This window comes from Dyadobacter arcticus (assembly GCF_011762185.1).
Lineage (GTDB): Bacteria > Bacteroidota > Bacteroidia > Cytophagales > Spirosomataceae > Dyadobacter > Dyadobacter arcticus.
This window is the reverse complement of the sequence record NZ_JAASQJ010000004.1, coordinates 504616-519812: the sequence shown is the minus strand read 5'-3', so window position 1 is coordinate 519812 and position 15197 is coordinate 504616. Positions and strand designations below refer to the sequence as shown.

Annotated in this window: 15 protein-coding genes; 1 reads left to right on the top strand and 14 read right to left on the bottom strand. The window is 43.6% G+C overall.

Features of this window, described 5'->3' with window-relative positions; genetic code table 11:
* The 14 genes from lolA2 to flxA form a co-directional block, all read right to left on the bottom strand.
* Entirely contained in the window at positions 1-633 is a 633-nt protein-coding gene (gene lolA2 / locus FHS68_RS21030; RefSeq protein WP_167274454.1) for a flexirubin biosynthesis/transport protein LolA2, read from the bottom strand.
* A complete protein-coding gene (locus tag FHS68_RS21025; RefSeq protein WP_167274451.1) occupies positions 620-1390 on the bottom strand; it encodes a polysaccharide deacetylase family protein in 771 nt (256 codons plus the stop codon). The genes lolA2 and FHS68_RS21025 overlap by 14 nt, the downstream gene beginning before the upstream one ends.
* Positions 1380-2324, bottom strand: a complete 945-nt coding sequence (locus FHS68_RS21020) for a beta-ketoacyl synthase chain length factor (RefSeq protein WP_310588620.1) — start codon at positions 2322-2324, stop codon at positions 1380-1382. Before FHS68_RS21020 ends, FHS68_RS21025 begins: the two co-directional genes overlap by 11 nt.
* Before the next feature lie 10 nt (positions 2325-2334).
* The gene (locus FHS68_RS21015) at positions 2335-3519 is read right to left on the bottom strand and encodes a beta-ketoacyl-[acyl-carrier-protein] synthase family protein (protein ID WP_167274448.1); all 1185 of its coding nucleotides are present in this window, start codon (positions 3517-3519) and stop codon (positions 2335-2337) included.
* Between the two features lie 13 nt (positions 3520-3532).
* Positions 3533-3790: a phosphopantetheine-binding protein gene (locus tag FHS68_RS21010; protein ID WP_167274447.1), complete on the bottom strand. Its 258-nt coding sequence runs from the start codon at positions 3788-3790 to the stop codon at positions 3533-3535.
* 17 nt (positions 3791-3807) lie between these two features.
* Positions 3808-4437 (bottom strand): hypothetical protein, encoded by a 630-nt coding sequence (locus tag FHS68_RS21005; RefSeq protein ID WP_167274444.1) that lies wholly within the window; start codon positions 4435-4437, stop codon positions 3808-3810.
* Entirely contained in the window at positions 4434-5516 is a 1083-nt protein-coding gene (locus tag FHS68_RS21000) for a beta-ketoacyl synthase N-terminal-like domain-containing protein (protein WP_167274442.1), read from the bottom strand. Before FHS68_RS21000 ends, FHS68_RS21005 begins: the two co-directional genes overlap by 4 nt.
* A 1-nt stretch (position 5517) precedes the next feature.
* Positions 5518-5931 carry an acyl-CoA thioesterase gene (locus FHS68_RS20995; RefSeq protein WP_167274439.1) on the bottom strand — a complete coding sequence of 138 codons (414 nt, stop codon included), beginning with the start codon at positions 5929-5931 and terminating at the stop codon, positions 5518-5520.
* 18 nt (positions 5932-5949) lie between these two features.
* On the bottom strand, positions 5950-6369 hold the full coding sequence (locus FHS68_RS20990; protein WP_167274436.1) for a hotdog family protein: 420 nt from the start codon (positions 6367-6369) through the stop codon (positions 5950-5952).
* A complete protein-coding gene (locus FHS68_RS20985) occupies positions 6369-7235 on the bottom strand; it encodes a lysophospholipid acyltransferase family protein (protein ID WP_167274434.1) in 867 nt (288 codons plus the stop codon). The genes FHS68_RS20990 and FHS68_RS20985 overlap by 1 nt, the downstream gene beginning before the upstream one ends.
* A 3-nt stretch (positions 7236-7238) precedes the next feature.
* A complete protein-coding gene (locus tag FHS68_RS20980; RefSeq protein ID WP_167274431.1) occupies positions 7239-7505 on the bottom strand; it encodes a phosphopantetheine-binding protein in 267 nt (88 codons plus the stop codon).
* A gap of 196 nt (positions 7506-7701) precedes the next feature.
* On the bottom strand, positions 7702-8919 hold the full coding sequence (locus tag FHS68_RS20975) for a beta-ketoacyl-[acyl-carrier-protein] synthase family protein (RefSeq protein WP_167274428.1): 1218 nt from the start codon (positions 8917-8919) through the stop codon (positions 7702-7704).
* A gap of 6 nt (positions 8920-8925) precedes the next feature.
* Positions 8926-9654 (bottom strand): flexirubin biosynthesis SDR family reductase FlxB, encoded by a 729-nt coding sequence (gene flxB / locus FHS68_RS20970; RefSeq protein WP_167274426.1) that lies wholly within the window; start codon positions 9652-9654, stop codon positions 8926-8928.
* The gene (flxA, locus tag FHS68_RS20965; RefSeq protein ID WP_167274423.1) at positions 9651-11180 is read right to left on the bottom strand and encodes a flexirubin biosynthesis tyrosine ammonia-lyase FlxA; all 1530 of its coding nucleotides are present in this window, start codon (positions 11178-11180) and stop codon (positions 9651-9653) included. Before flxA ends, flxB begins: the two co-directional genes overlap by 4 nt.
* A 145-nt stretch (positions 11181-11325) precedes the next feature.
* On the opposite strand from flxA, the gene FHS68_RS20960 reads away from it, so the two are divergent.
* On the top strand, positions 11326-15177 hold the full coding sequence (locus FHS68_RS20960; RefSeq protein ID WP_167274421.1) for a 1-acyl-sn-glycerol-3-phosphate acyltransferase: 3852 nt from the start codon (positions 11326-11328) through the stop codon (positions 15175-15177).
* Positions 15178-15197 lie beyond the last annotated feature (20 nt).

Sequence of the window (15197 nt, the reverse complement as noted above, 5' to 3'; positions counted from 1 at the left end):
TTACAAATTCAGAAATAGGCCATCATTGATCTTTTGATTGAATTTTTCATTCTGAAACTTCATAATGCTTTTGTCGCCTCCTTTTTCAAAAAAGGAAAGCTCCTTCAATCTTGATGACTGTCTAGAGAAAACCATTGATATTTTTGAATATATATTTTTTAATCGTCGGTTTACCGGCGTCAATACCACCATCACCTCATCATCATTTTCCAGACAGCTTAATGAAAAAGCCTTATTCTGCTGAAAATCACCATTAACCAATCCGATCATCAACTCTTTGATCTGTGCAGCCATTCTTCGGGCCTGTCCTACATTTTTTTCCTTACCCCCCTCTTGAATCCTTAATTCATCACCGTTAATTAATATCACATACCGAACAGGCTCTTTCTGTTCCCAGCGCATTTTATCCTTTTTTGCATAAAAAAAAGCACCCTCTGATCGCTTAGGATCTTTGAGAACTGCTAAATGCTTTTCCTCACTAAATGATGCCTGAATGGAGGTTGTCGCCTGGGAAGTTTTCCGTAGCTCGGCGAGTATCTTTTCAGGATTTGCAACTGGCTTGAAGGATTGGGCCGCCAAATGCAAACTCAGAAAAACAAAAAGAAGGATGATCTCTAATTTAATTTTGATCATAAGGCTCTTTTTGAATCAGTTGATGTAGGGGAACTATCTTGACGCCTTTTTGCAGACAATGCTCAATAACATCTTCCAGCGAATCGGCGGTCACTTTGAGGTGATCATGTAACAAAACAATGTCCCTAGATTTTAATTCTGAAATAATCTTATTGATGATCTTGTATTTACTTTTTGCCCGCGTATCCAGGCTCCTCAGGGACCAGCCTATCGGAGTTAGTTGCAAATCATTCAAAACGGACGCATATCTCGGGTTAGTCACCCCAAACGGTGGGCGGAAAAATAATGGCGTTTTGCCGATCACATCCCTGATCACTTCATTGCAATGCGCCAGGTCACCTTTTAGCTTTTTACTTGAAAAGAAACCTATTAAGTGATGGTGACTGAATGAATGATTCCCGATGGTGTGACCATCATTGTGTATCTGCTTTAATATATCGGGGTAAAGGGCCGCATTTTTACCAATTACAAAAAAGGCCGCCTTGATGTTCTTTTGCTTTAAAACTTCAAGAATCCTGGGCGTTGTATTTGGGTTTGGCCCATCATCAAAAGTAAGCGCAATGGATTTGGTTTTTCCCTGATTGATGGATTTCAGGAAATAGTTGGCCTGTATCTTGAATGAGCCATATGCCGTCACGCCAAGATATAGCAGGATGATTAAGATCGAAACCGGCAATAGAAAATCCGTCTCCCAAAAAATAATTCCGCTCAGGGCAAGAACGGTGATAGAGACAAATGTGACAAGGTTATGCTTCAATGGCTTGAAGGAGCGTTAACCCCAGGTTACTTTTGATTAATGCATTACAAATCAGCACATTTCTGATCGACTTATCCTGCTGCATCCGGTCGACCGCGTAATGTAGAGCAAATGCGGATGCCGTTGGATATATGCCTGACAAATTTTTGTAGTCCAAGCTTTTATCAGGATCAACACCTGCAATAGTCAGATCATTTGAAATATTTCCAGCAAATAAAACCAAGTCTAGTGCGTCTGCATTGGTTTCATTTTCAGCAAGCAAAGCCAAAATGGTATCCGGAATACTATTAACCAGACCGAAAGTGGCAACATCTTTAATCTGCGCCAAGGTTCCCGATTTCTCTTTACTGGATAGTAAAAAAAACGATGCCGCGGATGTAAGTGGAGATCTAGGATAGACATTCAAGTGGCATGATATCTCTGTCAGGATTTCAATATATTCGTCCGCTGCGCCTGCCAGAATATCGTTTTCACCTTCCGTTAGAAGCAACATGGCGTCCTGTAATGCATGCTCAAATGACAGCGAATTCTGCGTATGCGTCATGTTGTAGCCATGGTTTCCGATACTCAGGGAAATCTGGCCAGCCATTGTATTATGCGTCGACTGGATGAATGAGGTTGGCGGGAGCAATCCTTCAATTGTGATGGAATGGTTTAGAAATTTTTCTGTATCCTGCAAACAACCCAATCCTGTTCCAACCACAATTGCATCCGGTTGCTCGACCCCAGCCTGTTCGAGGCAATCTTTGGAACAAGCCACCGACATTCGCAGGATTTTGCTCATCCGGCGCAATAACCCCGCTTCGATAAAACGCTTATAGTCAGGGCTAATCAATATTGATTCCGCAGCTAGTGGCACGATCATACCCGAGAAACCCGCATTCTGAAATGTTGGCTGATGGGAGATCGTGGATGCGGCGGATATATAAAACACGGATTGATTTTTATAAGTGATCTGTAAAGACCAATGATGAATTATTTCCTCCAAAACCAAAGGAATTGGAAAGAACAGTATGAACCGATTGTCCCTTTTTAAGATCAGTAACTGGTACTAAACCCGTTTCGAAGATCACATCCTTGAAATTTAGATTGGAATAAATAAGTTGATTTTGAATAGACAACACCGAAAAAACTGCTTCGATGGCCCCAGCCGCAGCCAGGGTATGCCCCGTAAAGGCTTTTGTAGAACTGAATGGCGGAACGTAATCTCCAAAAACGTTCTTCAAAGCAACAGATTCTGATAGGTCGTTATTTTTCGTGCCTGTTCCGTGCGCATTTACATAAGAAATCTCGTTGAGCGACTTTCCAGATTTTTTAATGGCATTTTTAATGGCAAGGGTCGCGCCGGTTCCCTCGGGCGAGGATGCTGTCTGGTGATAGGCATCCGCCGCATTCGCCCAGCCGCTTACATGGCAAATGGTTCTGTTTCCTGAAAATTCAATGCTCTTTTCACTTTCAAGCAATAAGAAAGCGGCTCCTTCCCCTAGATTCAACCCACTTCTCGATTCATCGAAAGGTCTGCACCATTGATCGTCGTAGATCATCAAGGAGTGGAAACCATCTATTGTAAATTTGGTTAAGGCATCAGATCCGCCTACCAAAACCCGGTCCAGTCTGCCCTGAAGCAGTAACCTGGCACCCAGCATGATTGCATTGGCACTGGATGAACAAGCCGTGGAAAGTGTGTTAATGTATCCGGAAATCCCCAATTCAGCAGCGATGCGCTCAGTAGTGCTGCCGCTATCATGGGTTTTTAAAAGCCTAAAATTGGGATCTGATTGTGCGAGATAATCTTTATAGAAAACCTCGGTGCGGTCCATCCCGCCAACCGAAGTGGCCGAAATAATGCCAGTGCGGATCTTTTCTGAGTGCTTGTTTTGTCCCCAGGCTTCCCTGGCAGCTTTTAAACCTAGTAATGAAGTTCTGGAGATATTCCCGGCGCCGACAGAGAGTGTATTTTTGAGATCGGTATTGGACACTTTCACTTCCCCTACCAATAAGTCACGCCCGGCATCCAGAAACGCGACCTGACCAATTCCGGTACGGCTTTCATTCAATGCATTGAGATTTTCCTCAACCGTCAATCCAATCGCAGAAACTATACCAATACCGGTTATTCGAACGCCCATTGAAAACAGTTGATCAGCTTTTTCTTTTGCGGATATACTCAGCCATCGTATCGATGGATTTGAAAGCTTCCTTACCCTCATCCGGATTGGTAACCTGGATGCCGTGGTACTTTTCAAGCAAAACGATCAGTTCGAGGGCATCGATAGAATCCAGGCCCAAACCGCTATCGTTGAATAGCAAAACATCATCTGCAATGTCAGCAGGCGTAATTTCTTCCAGGTTCAGTTGCTCTATGATTTGTTTTTTCAAATCTTCTTTTAAGGTATCCATCAGCGTTTGATTGAGCGTCAACTAATTGGTGATTCTTTCTGGCCAGCCACTTTCATTAAGTTCTCGTGATTGAATTGCAGCGCATTCGAGGCTTCCTTTTCAACCAGAAAAAGAAATGCATCAATCTCGTTCCCTAAAATTTCAAGCCATCCGCAAAGTGCAGCTTTCGAGCTGCCTGACAGTAAAATCTGTGTGTAATTGAGGAAAAAGTCAGGTACGAAGTTAGGTAAAACGGCAAACATATTCTCACCATACCATTTGTTCAGGATCGCTATCTCGCCTAATACAATGTTGGGTAAAGTATAAACAAATAGGGAAGGGCTAGGCGAACCATTTTTTTCATAAGAATTAATAAAACGCTGATCCGTTGCGGCGCTGGCCGATTTGTTTGCGAAAATTAATGCTATCTCATCGTCGCCATAATTGGTAACTATGCCAGGTTTCGCGCGTTTAATGAGTTCTGATGCCAGAAAGCCTGCCTGTGAGAGCATATCCATTTTATAAAATTTTGGATAAACAAACTCCTGTTCTTTGTAGATCTGCTTAAACCACGCATCTTCCGAATCGATGTCCCGTTTTGAAATGATCTCTCCATCAACATAGCAGGTATCCTTGGTCAAATGGCAATATGCGGTAATAAAACTCATAAATTCCTGATCATCAAAGAGGCATTCCCGCCGCCAAAGCCAGAAGCCGTTTTCAGGATGGTCTGCAAGCTTTTCACTTCATTTTTTTCTATCACATTAATTAATTTAGATGTGCCTGGCTTCGCAAAACCTTTGCTTTTTAATAAAGTGGCATTCCGAATCATTTGCATGGAAGCAGCAGTTTCAATTACGCCCGCAGCGCCGAGCGTGTGTCCAAAATACCCTTTGAAACTATTGAGTGGAATATGGCTGAGCTCTGCGCGATCAAAAGCAATGGCCTCCATTTCATCATTATAAACAGTCGCTGTACCATGTGCTGACACAAAGTCTATTTCACCTTTATCGACTTTATTCATTTGCAAGGTCTTCGTAACACTTCTGAAAAGGCCCTCCCCTGTCCTGGAAGGCCCGGAAATATGGTTCGCATCGTTGGCGCTGGTACCTGTCAACAATTGCAGCGGTTGCTTATGAAATATCTCTTTTGAAGCTGAAACCACCACCGCACCGCAGCCTTCGCCAAGCGTGATCCCGTTTCTGGTAGTGTCAAATGGTACACAAGGCTGGTTGCTGATTGCAAAGAGACATTGAAACCCATATAAGACAAAATCCGAAATGATGTCGCAGCCGACCACGATTACATTATCATAGATTTTTTCCCGAATGAAATTACCTGCAGTATTGATCGCTAAAACGCCGGAAATGCAAGCATTGGAAATAACAACGGGTTGATTCGCCAATCCAAATTGTTGAACAATAGCTGAAACGCAACTTTCAAACTGGTCAGTTACATTGCTATACAATGCTCCTTTCGTGGAACTGAGGATAACAAGAGTCTTTTTGGATCCAAATACTTGCGGATCAATTTGCTGCTGAATCTCAGAAAGCGCTTTGACAACCAATTGGTGAAACCTGTTTTGGCCGGAAAGGCTAAGGATTTTAGATAAGTAAATATTCTCCTGATTGTATCCCACATCCTCAACCAGCGTAATCCCCGATTGATCATCAGAAAGAGCAAGCCAATTCTCCTCGGCAGTTTCTCCCAATGGGCTTACGATCACTTCCGCGCCAATATAGGTCATGTCAAACCTCATTATCTACTTTCCATTGTCTGTAAAATTCCGGCGTGATCAATTCCAGCACCCTCGTTTCTTTATCCAGAAAAACCTGCATTGTTTTTCCCACCGCACACAATTCCCTGGTTGTCATATTGACTACCTCATATTCAAACTGAATTTTAGCGGATTTTGCAGGAACGTAGCGTGTGATCACTTTTATCACCTGACCATAAAACACGGGCGCCTTATGGTCAATCTCCGATTTCACGATTGGCGTGAAATAGCCTCTGTCAAAAATTTTCAGATATTCCAATCCATATGCCCTTCCAAATGCCTCCCGACCGTCTTCAAAAAATTTGAGGTAATTCCCATGCCAGACTACACCCATGGCATCAGTCTCACTAAATCGTATATCTATCTCGATTTCCGACGCAATCATACTTTTCCATGTTAGGGGTTATCCGGCAACTACAATCTTCAATTCACATCCGAGCAATATACGCCCTTCCAGGAAACTTTCCCCTTTAAGAAGGTAAATATTTCCCAATTGATGGGTCGGGAATACGACCGTCTGGATTGTTGCATTTACGGGAGGAAGTTCAAAAACTTCCAGCCTTCCGATCGACCCGATGAAGCCGATTTTAGGTGCTCCGGCCGCCTCCCTGTCCAGATATCCGAACGCAGCCGCACAGGTTTGCGCAATGTTTTCAATCAGCCCGGTTTCCTGCAAAAACCCGTTCTCTACCAATACATTATCAGATAAAATAGCAAAATCCGACTCGAACCTTTCCCTGGTTGCATTGATCAGGTTGTCAATCATCACAAAAGGCGCGCGGTGTGGAATGTATTGGGTGATAGCTTCCCTGGTGATGAGCATCAATTGAAGAAATTGAAATAATTAAACCATTGTTCCGGATATTTCCTCACTTTTCGTTCCAGCTCAGCGACATATAACCGCGCGATTTCCTCAGGCTTCATTTTTTCGGTAATGGGTAAAGTCGAACTTAAATGATAGCTGTATTTGCCATCTTTTGCAGCAAACACAAACGTGACAGGCGCATCAAATTTCGAAGCGATCACAAAAGGACCATAAGGAAATTTGGCCTTTTTACCTAGAAAATCAAGCTCGATGAATTTGGCACCGTCGATATAGCGATCCGAATGAATGGCCACAAACTCATTATTGATAAGTGCATTGCGGATGGAAATAATATGGGACAAATCATTTTTAATGGCAATTACCTTAAAACGCGATCCGCCGGTTGAAAGATCCATGAATTTCTTGATGCTTTCAACTTCCGCATCCAGCATCACAATGTTGATCGTTGGAGTGATGCGCCCTTTCAGCAAGTTACCTGCCGTTTCCCAGTTTCCAAGATGTGCACTCAGCAATATTCCTCCTTTTCCCCGTTCACGGATATCGATCAGGTATTGTTCATTCTCGAAAATGTGGGTGTAAGCTTTATTCTTTCCAAGTAGGAATGCAGCCCTATCAACAAGGGTTTGGCCGAAAATGTAAAAGTTTTTTCTTACCAACTTTTTGGCGTCGCTGGCCGAAATATGAAGGGCGTTTTGATAAAAATCTAAGAGGGCGTTTTTGGGCTTGGTGGCAAAGAGGAAATAGTAGTAAGTGACAATCCGCAGAAGGAGGTAAGCGAAATTAAGTCCCAGAAAATGGATGAAAAACAGAAAGATTTTATACCCGATCAGGGATCCTCTCGTCTTACCATCCCAACGACTCATTATTTATAGTCCGAGTTTCTTGCGGACAAGCTGAAAGAAGTCGCCGAACGTTGCAATTTCTTTGAAATCTTCACCGGTAAGCTTAACGTTCAGGTTTTCTTCAATCAGTACAACCAGGTCCACATAATCCAGGCTATCCAGGTCCAGGGTATCTTTCAGGTTATTTTCAGGAAGAATCAGGCCCCGGTCCACCTCAAATTCCTCAGATAAAAAATCCCTGGTTTCTTCAACAACTTCTTCCCAACTCATTTTTACGTCGTTAGCATGCATGGCACCAAAATTAGCTTTTTCTTTACCGATAGTTTAAAAATACTTGTAAATTTTGAAATTTAGCTACCCGGCTGTACAATAATTTTAGGTCATTGTATTCCAATGCAGGGTGGCGATTAAGGGATCGTAAAAATACAAAATTTACGGTACTGGAAGTCACCGCTTGAGAAGTTGTAGCCTGTAAGATTTGATTAAATCAGACCCTTTTTAAGATCAAAGTGGAGTTTGTGCCGCCAAATCCGAAGGAGTTGGAAAGGAAGCAATCAATGTTCTGTTCTTTGGTTTGTGGGATGATATTGATCCGGGCCGAGTCCTCGTCAGGGTTCTCAAAGTTGATGTTGGGAGCGATGAATGAGTTTTGCATCATTAGAATGGAGTAAACGATTTCGCTTGCCCCAGCCATCCAACATTCGTGGCCGGTCATGGATTTGGTAGAGCTTACAGGGACTTTTTCACCAAAAACCTCGTAAATCGCCCTTGCCTCGCTACTATCACCCACTGGCGTGGAAGTAGCGTGGGCATTGATATAATCCACATCATCCGTACCTATTCCGGCCTGTTTGAGCGCCATGCGCAAAGATCGCACCTGGCCTTCAATGCTGGGATTGGAAATGTGGTCGCCGTTGGATGAAAAACCATAACCGATCAGCTCAGCCAGGATCGGTGCGCCTCTTATCACTGCTGATTCGTATGACTCCAAAATTACTGTCGCAGCGCCGCCACTTGGGATCAGGCCATCCCGATCCCTATCGAAAGGCCGCGATGCTTTTCCAGGCTCGGATTCGTGGATTGAAAAAGTACCCAACCCGTCAAAGCTGGCCATTGCGGCCGAATTGATCTCCTGAGCACCTCCGCAGATAACCCGTTCCTGCAATCCCTGGCCGATCATCAGATAACCCATCCCAATAGAATGTGAGCCAGATGCACAAGCAGCGCTTAATGTGAAATTGATACCTTTCAGCTTAAAAATGGTCGAAAGGTTCATGTTCACAGTGCTATTCATATTCTGAAATATCGCCCCGCTTCCAATCAGCGTTGTATCGCGCTTTTCCTTCGCCTTGTCTACCGCTTCAACAACCGAAGCTGCGGTACTATCATTGCCATATATGATGCCGGTTTCAGATTTTTCAAGAAAATCAACGTCCAGGCCCGACAATTCTAATGCTTCTCGTGTGGCCATATATGCGTAAAGCGCGGGCTGATGCATTCCCAAACGCTGCCTTCTCGATAAAAAATTTTTAACGTCCGGCTCCTTCACCATGCCTGTGAGGGCGGAGCGAAAACCGAAATCCTTTCTTACCTGATCGAATATGATACCACTTTTACCAGCGTACAAAGATTTTGTCACTTCGTCCAGGTTCTCACCGAGGCAAGAGTAAATGCCTATTCCTGTTATGACAACTCGCTGGCTCATCGGTTATTAATAAATCCCTCCGTTGATGTTAATGACCTCTCCCGTGATGTAAGCCGCCTTATCCGAAACTAAAAAGCTGACCAGATGTGCAACTTCCTCTGCCTTTCCAAAGCGGTTCATCGGGATCATCTGCTTCAATTCCTCCTCGTTCAGATCCTTCGTCATATCACTGGTAATAAAACCAGGCGCTACCGCATTGACTGTGATTTTGCGCTTGGCAACTTCCTGGGCCAATGCTCTTGTAGCCGATATAATTGCTCCCTTTGCTGCCGAATAGTTGGTTTGCCCTGCTACCCCCTTCATCCCAGAAACCGAGGCAATGTTAACAATCCTGCCCGTTCGTTTTCTTAGCATTTGCTGGATTGCATTCTGAGTAACATTAAAAAGTCCTTTCGTCGAAATGTTCATGACATCGTCCCAATCCTTTTCAGGCATCCACATAAACAGCCCGTCTCGGGTAATTCCTGCATTATTTACCAAAACGCTGATCGACTTATCTTCGTTCTTTTCTTTCCATCCATTCAACGCCGCATCCACTTCCGATTTGGTCTGAACATTAAATGGCAGCAACTCGCCGTTTCCACCCGCCGCTTTAATTTCGGCCAGCGTTTCCTCTGCCGCAGCCTGGTTGGACGCGTAATTAACGAGGATATATAATCCGTGATCTTTGGCTAACTGAACTGCAATGGCCCTGCCAAGTCCCCTCGATGCGCCAGTTACCAATGCACAGCTCATAATTGAAATGGAGTTTCTTTGATATACTCGTAAACCGCTGCGATGCTATCGGCCTGCGGAATATCGTCTTTCACGAAGAATGCCAATTTTCTGATCTGCGCATAAACCGATAATGCATTGGGTGATAACCTTTCTTTTTCCTCGGTATCCAGCAGATCGATGGCCTGGCAGATCGCCATGATGTGAATGGACATTACTTGAAATGAGTTTTCCAATACTTGTTTGGCAAGAACTGCACTATTCGTACCCATGCTCACAATGTCCTGATTATCATTGTTATTGGGAATGCTATGCACATAAACCGAATTTGAAAGTGCCTGATTTTCAGCTGTTGTAGACGTTGCAGTAAATTGGACACCTTGAAATCCGAAGTTTAAACCCCAGGTACCCGCATTCAGGAAAGGGGGAAACTTATTATTTAACTTACTGTTCATTAAGAAGTTGAGCTGTCTTTCCATCAGCATCGACAACTTGGTGAGAACAATTTTGACCTTATCCATTTCCAATGAAATGTAATCGCCATGGAAATTACCGCCGTGAAAAACATTGTCATCTTCCGGACTCACAATCGGATTGTCATTGGTCGAATTCAATTCATTTTCAACGACTTCCTGGGCGTATAGCAGCGTATCCAATATCGGTCCTAAAATCTGGGGAACGCAGCGAATTGAATAGTATTCCTGGATTTTCCTTTCAAATTCTTTGCGCTGCATCGCGGTATCGTCTTTGAACAATTCCTCCCGGTTTCGGATCATACCGCTTCCGGCAACGAAATCCCGCATTTGCTGGGCAATGAGCTGCTGGCCTTTATGGTGCTTTACTGCATTCAATTCTTTGGAAAATGAATCATCAAATGCTTCAATCACCTCATTCAGCATGGATGAAGCGGCGACGGCCCATTGAACCAGCCGCTTCCCGTAGACCAGGTTAATCGCCGCCATACCTGTCATGCAGGACGTTCCATTGATCAAACCGAGTCCGTCCCGCAGTTCCATTTTCAATGGCGCGATGTTCTTTTCTGCTAAGACATTTGCCGTTTTTATTCTTACGCCATTTTCGTACACATAGCCTTCTCCAATCAGATTCAATCCTAAATGCGACAGTTGGACCAAGTCACCACTTGCGCCCACGCTACCATGTTCGAAGATCTCTGGCGTAATACCCAGATTCAGAAATGCAACTAATTGTTTAATTACCGCGGTGCTAACACCAGAATTCGCTTGTAAAAATGAATTCAGACGGGCAATCATGACACTTCTTGCGTAAATATCGTTGAGCGGCTTCCCAATCCCGCTGGAATGGCTCCGGATCAGGTTGTATTGCAGGTTACTAAGCTTGTCAGTCTCAATCCGGTATTGCGCCATAGGGCCAAAGCCGGTGTTGATCCCGTATATAATTTTATCTTTGGAAAAATTAGTTAAAAAGGCAAAGGATTTGGATACTTGATTGAGGTCGTCTTCGGCTAAGATAAATTCCTTCTTTTCAAAAGCATACTGCTCGATCTGAGCTAACGAAATACGATTCATTTAGGGATGGCGTAATTTAGTATTGTAAAATAAATCTTTTTTTGCCGTTTTGGCAAACCATAAAACCCGGGTCCAGCCACCGTTCCGACATTGTCTGAATTATACATTTGCTTAATTTTGTATTGCACTCACGTTTTTCGTTTCAATGACCGGAGATTTTTTGTTAAGGCTGAATCAATTTCTTTCCCGTCACAAAACCGCCTTCTTCCTTGGTCTGCTTCTCATTATTATTGCCCTTTTAACCGGCATTGCACGTCTCAGAGTTTCTGAAAGCATTTTTGCTACCTTGCCCAAAGGCAAAAGCTTCGAGGAATTCAACCGGCTGGTAGAGAGTAAAAATATCATTAACCAGATCGTTTTTTCGATTGATATCCCTGCGGAAACCAGCACTGACGATGCCCGCTTCATTGCAGAAGCATTCTCCGACTCGCTAAGCAGGTATACCAAGGGCTACATTAAGAACATCCGTTCCGAAAGGCCAAATGTGCAGGAGGATGTGTATCAATATGTGTACAGCCATTTCCCGCAACTTATCGACTCGGCCTATTACAAACATGTCCAATCCAGGATCAATCCTGACTCCATCCGTTCGTCGGTTGCGTCGGTATACAATCAACTGCTGACGCCCGGCGGCTCATTCCTGAAAAAATTCATTTTAAATGATCCCCTTGGCATTACGGGGCGATATTACCAGGAACTGAATGCCAATAATAACGCGGGCGGGATGGTAATGGACGATGGCCTCATGTTCACGGCCGACCGGAAAAAAGTGCTTGTTTTTGGCTCAACGAGCTATAATTCAGGTGATTCCAATCAAAACGTAGCGCTATTTAACCTGACAGAAGCGTTTCATAAAAAATGGAACCGGCAGCATCGCTACAATCATTTCACATATTTCGGGACCTTTGAAATCTCTGCCCGAAATGCAATTCAGGTGAAACATGATTCCTATTATACCTCTTTTTTTGCGCTGGCGGGCATTTTATTGTTGCTAATCATCTACTACCGCAAATTCCTGATCCCGCTCTACATCATTCTTCCTGGCTTATTTGGCGCCATGTTTGCACTCGGGCTCATTGGGTACATCCGCCCCCAAGTTTCAGGCATTTCACTGGCAACAGGAGCCGTTATTTTTGGTATTCTCCTGGATTATGCATTCCACTTCTTCACACATCTGAGGCACACGCATTCTATTTCGACGGCCATTAAAGAAGTAAGTGCGCCATTGCTAACCGGCAGCTTTACAACTGTCATGGCGTTTAGCGCTTTACATTTTGCAAACTCGACGGTATTGCAGGATTTTGGGTTATTTTCTTCCCTGAGTTTATTGGGCGCAGCATTGTTTACACTCATCGCGTTGCCTATCATCCTGGATGCAACTTCTTTTGATTATAAAAAGATCTCCCATACGGAAAGGCCATTTGAATTTCCGAAAATGCCCGTCAAATGGCGCCCCGCGATACTGGTAGCCGTGGGTTTGCTGACATTGGTATTCCTGTATTTTGCACGTTTTACGGAGTTCGATAGTGGTTTTGAAAACCTGAGCATTCAGGACGATGATCTACGAACCCGGGAAGAAGCGCTTACTGGTATTGATCCAAAAAAAGAAAAAAGAATTTACGTTTTCGCAGCTGATGCGCAGAGAGCCAGGGCTGAGGAGCTCAATTTTGAAGTTTATCAAAAGCTCAGTTCGCTTCAACAAAAAGGATATATCAATAGCTTCATTTCCCCCGGATCATTGCTGGTACCACAAGGACTCAAAAACGAAAGGACAAGGCGCTGGAATAATTTCTGGAACATCACCCGGCGGGATTCCACTTTCCAAACACTCGATAAGGCGGCGGCAGTAAATGGGTTCAACCGGTACGCATTCAACGGTTTCAAACATTGGATCGCCGGGCAAGGAGAAACTTCTGTTTCATTGGATACCCTCTATAAGGAACTCGGGGTGGATAACCTTATCGACTCCAAGGCGTCGGGGACAACATTCATTTCTACGATCATTATAAACCAAAACCAGCTCGCCAATGTAAAAAGTGATTTAAGAAAAATTGCGGGTGTGGAGATTTTTGACCGGGGTGAATTGGCAGGAGAAATGCTGGCTATGGTGAAAGACGACTTTAACTATCTTTTGCTGATTTCGGCCTCCATTGTGTTTTTTACGCTTTTAATCGTGTATGGAAGGATAGAGTTAACATTGTTATCTTTTCTTCCAATGGTGATCAGCTGGATTTGGATATTGGGGATCGCCGTCATTCTTGGGATCAAATTCAACTTTGTCAATGTCATTGTAACCACTTTCATCTTCGGTCTCGGCGACGATTTCAGCATTTTTGTGACGGATGGCTTGCTTAGCAAATACAAGTTTAAAAAAGACACACTCCGCTCCTACCAATCCGCCATTGCATTATCGGCGACAACTACCATTATCGGAACCGGCGTTTTATTTTTTGCCAAACATCCCGCCATCCATTCCATTTCCCTGATCAGCGTGTTGGGCATTGTCTGCATCCTCTTCATTTCCTTTGTTTTTCAGCCAGTTCTTTTTGATTTCTTTGTACAAAACCGGATAGCACGCAAGAAGCCGCCGGTGACCATGCTGCCGTTTCTGATCAGTGTTTCAAGTTTTACTTATTTCCTCTCCGGCTGCCTTTTCCTGCATTCCAAGATGGTAACCATTCTGTTGTTGCCAATCTCGAAGAAAAGGAAGAAGGCAATGATCAACCGATCGCTTTCTTTTTATGCCAAAACAGTGATCTATTCCGGGCCGCATGTGAAGAAGAATTTCTCGGGTATGCAAAATTTGGATATGAATAAGCCCGTCATATTGATTGCCAATCACACTTCTTTTCTGGACATTTTGCTGGCTATAATGCTTCATCCAAAGATTGTTCTAATGGTAAAAGGCTGGGTTTACAATTCTCCCTTTTTCGGCCCCATCATCCGGTTTGCAGGTTATGTATATACCGACGACGGCCCGGAGCAGAACATTGCGAAGGTCCGAAAATTGGTTGAAGACGGTTACTCCGTTTTGGTATTTCCCGAAGGCACCAGGTCTGAGGATGGCAAGATCGCGCGTTTCCATAAAGGCGCTTTTCATCTGGCCGAGCAGCTTAATCTCGACATTCAGCCCATTCTCATCCACGGCGCGTCGGACGTCCTTCCGAAAAATGACTTTTTGATCCGGCCTGGCGCTTTGAATGTTCGCGTGTTGACGCGCATTCATTATTCAGATGTTTCCTGGGGCGCCCAGCTTCGGGATAAAACAAAAAACATTACAACCCATTTCAGGAAGCAATTTGAGGCTTTTGAAAATGAAATGGAGGATCTTGATTTTATGAAACACAAGATTTTCACCAACTATGTGTTTAAAGGGCCTGTTTTGGAATGGTATTTCAAAATAAAATGGAAACTGGAAGGCAGCAATTTCACGGCTTATAATGAATGGATAGGAGATCGTAAGGCCATCATGGACATCGGGTGCGGTTACGGATATCTGTCATTCTATCTACATTATAAAGATGAAGCGCGGGTTATTACCGGTATCGATTATGATGACGAAAAAATTGTAATTGCACAAAATAGTTACAACAAAACCACTCATTTGCAATTTATTGCTCAGGACGCCATGACAATTAACATAGCTAGCCAAGACGTAATTTTCCTGAATGATATCCTTCATTATTTATCGCAAGAAAAACAGCTTAATTTGCTTAGTCGTTGTGCAGCAGCCCTGAATCCAGGCGGAATCATTTTTATTCGAGACGGAATTACTGATCTGAAAGACCGGCATCAAAAAACGCAGACGACAGAAGCATTATCAACCGGGCTATTTTCATTTAATAAAAAAGAGGAGGAATTTCATTTCTTCTCATCCTATGACATCAGCCAATTTGCCAAAAAACATCAGCTTAGCTATGAAATGAAGGAGCATTCCAGCAATACGTCCAACGTGCTTTTTATTCTTAGAAAACAAAAACAGCCTTCCGTAAAGTAATAAGCCTATTTTCAACTTTT

Excerpts from the sequence above, each read along its gene's own strand:
- FHS68_RS20975 (WP_167274428.1), bottom strand. The coding sequence starts at position 8,919 with ATGAGCCAGCGAGTTGTCATAACAGGAATAGGCATTTACTCTTGCCTC.
- FHS68_RS20995 (WP_167274439.1), bottom strand. The coding sequence starts at position 5,931 with ATGATTGCGTCGGAAATCGAGATAGATATACGATTTAGTGAGACTGAT.
- FHS68_RS20990 (WP_167274436.1), bottom strand. The coding sequence starts at position 6,369 with ATGCTCATCACCAGGGAAGCTATCACCCAATACATTCCACACCGCGCG.
- flxA (WP_167274423.1), bottom strand. The coding sequence starts at position 11,180 with ATGAATCGTATTTCGTTAGCTCAGATCGAGCAGTATGCTTTTGAAAAG.
- FHS68_RS20980 (WP_167274431.1), bottom strand. The coding sequence starts at position 7,505 with ATGCATGCTAACGACGTAAAAATGAGTTGGGAAGAAGTTGTTGAAGAA.
- FHS68_RS20960 (WP_167274421.1), top strand. The coding sequence starts at position 11,326 with ATGACCGGAGATTTTTTGTTAAGGCTGAATCAATTTCTTTCCCGTCAC.
- flxB (WP_167274426.1), bottom strand. The coding sequence starts at position 9,654 with ATGAGCTGTGCATTGGTAACTGGCGCATCGAGGGGACTTGGCAGGGCC.
- FHS68_RS21000 (WP_167274442.1), bottom strand. The coding sequence starts at position 5,516 with ATGACCTATATTGGCGCGGAAGTGATCGTAAGCCCATTGGGAGAAACT.
- FHS68_RS21015 (WP_167274448.1), bottom strand. The coding sequence starts at position 3,519 with ATGGGCGTTCGAATAACCGGTATTGGTATAGTTTCTGCGATTGGATTG.
- FHS68_RS20985 (WP_167274434.1), bottom strand. The coding sequence starts at position 7,235 with ATGAGTCGTTGGGATGGTAAGACGAGAGGATCCCTGATCGGGTATAAA.
- lolA2 (WP_167274454.1), bottom strand. The coding sequence starts at position 633 with ATGATCAAAATTAAATTAGAGATCATCCTTCTTTTTGTTTTTCTGAGT.
- FHS68_RS21005 (WP_167274444.1), bottom strand. The coding sequence starts at position 4,437 with ATGAGTTTTATTACCGCATATTGCCATTTGACCAAGGATACCTGCTAT.
- FHS68_RS21010 (WP_167274447.1), bottom strand. The coding sequence starts at position 3,790 with ATGGATACCTTAAAAGAAGATTTGAAAAAACAAATCATAGAGCAACTG.